7 protein-coding genes are annotated in these 5,960 nt (G+C 43.9%); all 7 read left to right on the forward strand.

Features of this window, described 5'->3' with window-relative positions:
• Positions 1–239 precede the first annotated feature (239 nt).
• The 7 genes from ACED25_RS22790 (at position 240) to ACED25_RS22820 (ending at position 5,489) form a co-directional block, all read left to right on the forward strand.
• Positions 240–476 carry a hypothetical protein gene (locus tag ACED25_RS22790; RefSeq protein ID WP_230853865.1) on the forward strand — a complete coding sequence of 79 codons (237 nt, stop codon included), beginning with the start codon at positions 240–242 and terminating at the stop codon, positions 474–476.
• Positions 477–589: 113 nt separating this feature from the next.
• Positions 590–865, forward strand: coding sequence for a His-Xaa-Ser system protein HxsD (gene hxsD, locus ACED25_RS22795; protein ID WP_016800223.1), 276 nt, complete (start codon positions 590–592; stop codon positions 863–865).
• Complete coding sequence (hxsB, locus tag ACED25_RS22800; protein WP_017098571.1) at positions 862–2,259, forward strand: His-Xaa-Ser system radical SAM maturase HxsB; 1,398 nt, start codon at positions 862–864, stop codon at positions 2,257–2,259. The genes hxsD and hxsB overlap by 4 nt, the downstream gene beginning before the upstream one ends.
• A complete protein-coding gene (gene hxsC / locus ACED25_RS22805; protein WP_017098572.1) occupies positions 2,252–3,370 on the forward strand; it encodes a His-Xaa-Ser system radical SAM maturase HxsC in 1,119 nt (372 codons plus the stop codon). Before hxsB ends, hxsC begins: the two co-directional genes overlap by 8 nt.
• Positions 3,367–3,900, forward strand: coding sequence for a His-Xaa-Ser repeat protein HxsA (gene hxsA, locus ACED25_RS22810; protein ID WP_017098573.1), 534 nt, complete (start codon positions 3,367–3,369; stop codon positions 3,898–3,900). Before hxsC ends, hxsA begins: the two co-directional genes overlap by 4 nt.
• Positions 3,897–4,253, forward strand: a complete 357-nt coding sequence (locus ACED25_RS22815; protein ID WP_016799684.1) for a TIGR03982 family His-Xaa-Ser system protein — start codon at positions 3,897–3,899, stop codon at positions 4,251–4,253. Before hxsA ends, ACED25_RS22815 begins: the two co-directional genes overlap by 4 nt.
• On the forward strand, positions 4,254–5,489 hold the full coding sequence (locus tag ACED25_RS22820) for a His-Xaa-Ser system-associated MauG-like protein (protein ID WP_017098574.1): 1,236 nt from the start codon (positions 4,254–4,256) through the stop codon (positions 5,487–5,489). It begins immediately after the preceding gene.
• Positions 5,490–5,960: the final 471 nt, after the last annotated feature.

Here is a 5,960-nt window from a genome sequence, read left to right on the forward strand (position 1 = left end):
GTTCACACATTGAGCGGTGAACAGCGCTTCATACGACCTCACGTCGCACGCCCCAAAATGATTTTGAGCTGAGACCATCAGCAAAGTCTTGTCGACAGACTGACCTATTTTTCCTAATGACTAACATTAACATGTTCTAAGCAAAGTATATGGGGTAGGCGGAATGCCAAGGAAGGGATCAGAAAGATATATATTCTCATTCGATGGTGGCGAGAAGCTCACAACATTGGTCGCTCTTAATGTCGGCAAATGTTTTGTTAGGAGTGCTGTCGACCTCTATCATGGAAGCTATCTTTAGCGCTCAAGGTTCGGGGACAACTTTCAATCAGGCATCTAAACCGTGGCGAAGTAAGGCGATGAGTGGAGAGCTGTTGTTTTTCGAACAAAAAGCATTGCAACTATTTCTTTTGAATCAATGCACTTATGCCTCAAAATTAAATGGCCAACAACCCTCTCAAATGCGACTCTCATCATAACCACTAGAATGCATATGGTGCTATATTTTCACTTTACATAATTATTTTGCACTCCTTTAGCGACAAACTCAACGTGCCTTTTGTGGGAGCAAATCCAATAAAAAGGTGTGTGCATGTTAATTCATCAATTAGAAAAAAGTACTTTCTCAGAGTCGGTTGTCCGGCATGCTTTGTATTGGATGTCTCCTTTAACTACCTGGAAGCTGGCAGATGAAGACACACGGTGGGCCGTCCATTTTTCTTCCCAAGATGAGGATATCATTCTGGAATTCGAACGCCTGTTGAATGACTATCTGCTTCGAGAAAAATTATCAGAGAAAACCAGTAGTTATTTGGAAGGGATTTCCGCAGCTGTTCTTAGCTCCGTTGAGAAGAAGCTATTGAAATGAACGTACTGCCTTTTAACTTCGAGTTTCTTGACTCTGATATTGCGTTATTAACGAATCAGGCCGGGTTTCATGCGTACTTGAGCAGAATGGAACTCAATTCGCTGATAGATAAAAACTCCACCGATGATGCTGTCATCGATGAGTTGCTTGAAAGAAAGCTCTTTATTTGTGATGACGAATACCAATCTGCTTCGGTTAGCTCTCTCGCTTCGGGTATGTCAAAACGCTTAATGTCGGCGCTCCACTTCAATCCCATATTTATGATTGTGCCAACGCTAAGATGTGATCACACATGCCATTATTGCCAGGTGAGCCGAGCCTCTGTCAAAGCAAGTAACTACGACCTAGATCCAGACTTGATTCCCCTTTTGCTCGAACGAATCCGTTCCCTCGGAAATGCGCCATACAAGCTGGAAATCCAAGGTGGAGAGCCTCTTTTAAGGTTTGATCTCGTTCAAAAGATCTATCAGGAGGCGGTTTCTAACCTGGGGGTCGACCAGTTTGAGATCGTAATTGCAACGAGCCTTTCTCTACTGAGCGATGACGTTTTGACATGGAGTGAAGACAAACCTATTAATTTCTCAACTTCACTCGATGGGGGGGCGCTCACACATAATTCCAATCGAGTGTTGAAGGGTGGAAATTCCTTTGAACTGGTGAAACAAGGCGTTGAAAAAATTAGACGTAGGTTAGGTCCGGATAGGGTTGCTACCGTTACCACGGTAACCGAGGCGTTGTTGAAAAAGCCTGAAGATATCGTCGATGCGCATAGTGCTCTCGGATTTTCTGACATGTTTGTTCGCCCGATAAGCCCTTACGGTTTTGCCAATAAAGGGAATGCTAAGACGTACGATATTAAGGCGTTCATTGCTTTTTATGAACAACTCTTGAAGGTCTTAAATCGAAAGCGACTCGCAGGGGAGAGAATCATCGAACATTCTGCATTGATTCACCTTAGAAGAATATTTAATGCGGATTACAGTGGATACGCAGACCTAAAATCCCCGAGCGGCCTAATCCTAAACTGTATCATGTTCAATTATGATGGTCGTATATATGGAAGCGATGAGGCTCGGATGCTTCAAAAAACCAACCCCGATATCGATTTTTCACTTGGAACCATTCAAGAGCCAGTCATCGAGTCAAACAGTCTGTACAAATCAATATTGTCTCAGTCTTTTATTTCTGTTCATCCGGGGTGTGCCTCCTGTGCGTACCAACCGTTTTGTGGCTCAGACCCTTGTCAAAACATTAGTGTTTTTGGAGAGCCAATCGGCGATAAGAGCCTTTCTCGATTTTGTCAGTATCACAAAGCAATGTTCACATTAATTCTTAAGCACCTATACGTAGAAGATGGCATTGGTGAGATGCTTAAGGAGTGGTTATATGAGTAACGTCATTCGACCCGATACATTCTCGTTGGAAGAAGACGGATTTTCGACCCCAGGTTTTTATCAAATCCGCAAAGGTAAAGGAACGAGCGACAGTCGTTACTTAGAACAGATCTTCCTTGCAAAAGAGCAACAAGCGCCCCTGAATTCTGCTCGTGACGATTTTGTTGGTGTTATCACTCATGCGACCTTACATGATTCTGTAGATGATGGCGATGTGGTCAACATAAACCAGTTTGGGCAGTTGCGCGTTATTTTGTCGCGAAGAGCCAATCACAACACACTGCTTGTAACCGAGCGCTGCAATAACCTTTGCTTATTTTGTTCGCAACCTCCACGAGAGGAAAAGGATGACTGGTTGTTGTCATACGGAGCGCTCGCTCTAGCCGCATTTGGATTTGATGGTGATGTTGGTATTAGTGGTGGGGAGCCACTATTGTACGGTGATGCTTTTATCAAATTTCTGGCGTTTGTTTCAGACCATGCTCCCAATACTCGCCTACATGTCCTGACCAATGGGCGGGCATTTTCAGATTTAGAATTTACTGGAGAGTTGGCTTCGATGGCTAGTCGCCTCGATATTACCTTCGGTATTCCTCTCTATTCGGTGAGAGGCCGAATTCATGATCATCTAGTTGGAAGAGATGGTGCGTTTTCACAAACGGTCGTTGGGATGATCAACGCTGGAAACTCAGGTATTAAGATGGAAGTACGCTTCATTCCGACTCAACACAACGCTAGTGAGTTACCACAAGTTGCCGAATACATTGCTCGTGTTTTTTCTGGTGTTGTGCAGTTGTCGGTAATGAACCTGGAAGCGACTGGTTGGGCTAAAAGAAACTGGTCAGCGCTAGAGTGCGCTCCAGAAGATTATGAAGACGCCCTGATAAAGGGCCTGTTGACTGCTGAAATTGCCGGGTTAAATCCGACGCTGTTTAATTTTCCACTTTGTCATTTACCTTCTTTAATCAGATCGTACGCTGTCAAATCTATATCAGACTGGAAGAACTACTATCCTAGTGAGTGTTCGGATTGTCAGTTAAAAGACAGTTGTGGAGGTTATTTCTCATCGTCTCGTGGAAAGTATCATGCATCACCAAGGAGAATAATATGAAAAGGAATTTCAATCTAGCTGCCTTACTACCAGGTTTCTTCGCTTTAAACTCAGGTGCCGACGCAGGTACTGCAGCGCCGGAGGAGCACGATGTTAAAGATGAATTGTTACTCGACAAGGTTGTGTTAGCGCCCCTAAATGAGGCTATTCCCCTATACATCGCTGCGCATCGGAGCCACAGTAGCCACAGAAGTCATAGTTCTCATCGGTCGTCCGCGGGGTCGACCTATAGTGCTCCAGTTAAAAAGCAAAAATCCCAACCCCTTACTCAACCTTCTACCCCGAGTTATACAGCGCCTGCAACCAAACCACCATTATCTACTGTAGAGGAATTAGAAAAACGTAAGGAGCTTATCATCCGAGTTCAGTTCGCACTCTATACAAGTGGTTACTACAAGGGAATCATCGATGGGATTATGGGCAAGCAAACTCGTAAAGCATTAAATGCCTATCGAGTGGACAACAATATACCTGTCTCGCAAACTCTTGATACGGTGACATTGAATTCACTAGGGATTCTTGCGCGATGAAGCGTGTTTTTTACTTCGTTATTTCACTGTGTTGTATCGCCTGGATAGGAATCTATGTGGTTTCACCCGTGTTTGCATACTTCTATTATAAAAATCAGTTTATGGAGCAAACCGCTGAGTGTTCTCTGGCGATGGATGAGACTTGGTATATTGAGCAATTGGAATCAAAGACATTGAACCAAACAGCAAAAGTACATTTATTGGCGTGCCACGAATATGATAAAACTCGGAAGATCATGCTTGCAATGCGAGTACCAGAGTCTGTCCTTGGTTACCTTGGGCTGGAGGCAATAGAGCTGCACCAACGCTCAATTGAACCATTGATAGAGCAACATAGGTTTAGGGAGAGGTAAATGAGAGCCTGGCTTCTTGTTGTGTTTGCGTCATTCCAGGTTAGCGCCATGTCTCTGGATGAGACATTAAGGGTAGCTATTCAAGCGTTTGAGCTTGAAGGGAATGTGTGTTCAAAGCCGTTGGTGAAAGAACCTTCGTATTTGGCAGATGTGGGCAAAGTTGTTTTTGAACGCCCAGTATTGAGTGGGGATAAGGACACTACTTGTGCTAATTGCCATCTTGATAACAAGGCACTCACTGATGGGCTACCTTTAGCGATTGGTGTTGGAGGGATAGGTGAAGGTGAGGAGAGGTTAGCTAGTGGTGGCGCAGTTGTGCCGCGTAACGCTTTTACTCTTTTTGCTCGGGGTGATAGCCGATTCAATACGTTCTTTTGGGATGGTAAGGTTCAAGCTATTGACGGACAGATTTTTTCACCCGTTGGCGAGGGGAGCTCGTTGGGCTTTGATTCTGCGCTCGCTGTCGCGGCAGTTTTACCACTGTTGGCTCGTGACGAGTTTCTAGGGACCAGTAAACGATTCAATACCAATCGCCATGTCGACCTAGTTGAGTCACAATACTATGCTGACAAGGTACCCGCCCAAAATACTTTCATTCAAGAAAGGTTACTCGAAAAAAATGATCCTGATGTTCGAATGCTGCTGGCCGCAATGGAGTCTGCCAACATACCTCAGGTTGACCTGACATTACCTATGGTTGGTAATGCATTGGCAAGCTTCATAAGGCAGAAGATCAGTGAGGATTGTACGCCTTCAGCTTGGGAACAATACATAAATGGCGATACGTCTTCATTGTCAAAAGAGCAAAAACGCGGTGCCATACTTTTTTATGGTAAGGCACGTTGTGCTTCTTGTCATTCTGGGGACTTAATGAGTGATATGTCATTTCATTCAATTGGTGTTCCTCAGGGAAATCAAGGTCCCCACATGTTTGGACAAGATTTTGGTCGATCACTGGTGACTCTGGACAACAGGGATAGATATGCGTTTAGAACGCCTTCATTGGTAGCGGTATCTAAAACGGCTCCATATGGACATAATGGTATTTTTCCTACATTGGAAGGGGTGGTTAAGCATCATATCAGTCCCATTTTCTACTATCGGGACCCGACAGTCTCCGATCAAATGATTCTCGATAATAATGAATCGTTGGACAGACGCAGTGAAATGCTACGCTGGATTAGAGTGGATGAAAGTGAGCTTAGTCAGTTGCTGACATTTCTGGATGCGCTGTAGAGCTAGGTTGTTATAGGGGTTACTTGCTTGGTGTAAATGAGAGGAACTGCTAACGCTTAACTCCACAATGTAAAGGTGATTGCTTGTATTCTTGTTAGTGGGTGTTCCTAATGGTATTCATCTCGGCAATAACATTACTAGTGTGTTTTGACTGACTCCAACAATACGATATTGTTTAGTACACTATTTCCTTTATCTTTAGGCTCATCCGGGTGGGATGGTGAGCCAAATTTCTATATACATCTCGTAGTTTTACCAAGTATCTACATTACGTTAGTCATGTAGTATGGAGTTTTTTTCAAGATGGTCACTCACTAAGGACCTACTAGGGGAAGGTCTTTTGTTTTGCTTAGCGAAGTTTTTTAAATTTGAAGTAATCTATTGATTACTAATTTAGCCAGATCACTGACTCACTTTTGTCCGTGCGACCTGAAGTCGTATGAAGCGTTGTTCACCACGCAGAGTGAACCA

The sequence above is a fragment of the Vibrio sp. 1F263 genome, from assembly GCF_041439035.1.
GTDB classification, from domain to species: domain Bacteria; phylum Pseudomonadota; class Gammaproteobacteria; order Enterobacterales; family Vibrionaceae; genus Vibrio; species Vibrio tasmaniensis_A.

Coding starts and splice junctions, on each gene's coding strand:
- ACED25_RS22790 (WP_230853865.1), top strand. CDS start 240: ATGTCGGCAAATGTTTTGTTAGGAGTGCTGTCGACCTCTATCATGGAA.
- hxsC (WP_017098572.1), top strand. CDS start 2,252: ATGAGTAACGTCATTCGACCCGATACATTCTCGTTGGAAGAAGACGGA.
- hxsB (WP_017098571.1), top strand. CDS start 862: ATGAACGTACTGCCTTTTAACTTCGAGTTTCTTGACTCTGATATTGCG.
- ACED25_RS22820 (WP_017098574.1), top strand. CDS start 4,254: ATGAGAGCCTGGCTTCTTGTTGTGTTTGCGTCATTCCAGGTTAGCGCC.
- hxsA (WP_017098573.1), top strand. CDS start 3,367: ATGAAAAGGAATTTCAATCTAGCTGCCTTACTACCAGGTTTCTTCGCT.
- ACED25_RS22815 (WP_016799684.1), top strand. CDS start 3,897: ATGAAGCGTGTTTTTTACTTCGTTATTTCACTGTGTTGTATCGCCTGG.
- hxsD (WP_016800223.1), top strand. CDS start 590: ATGTTAATTCATCAATTAGAAAAAAGTACTTTCTCAGAGTCGGTTGTC.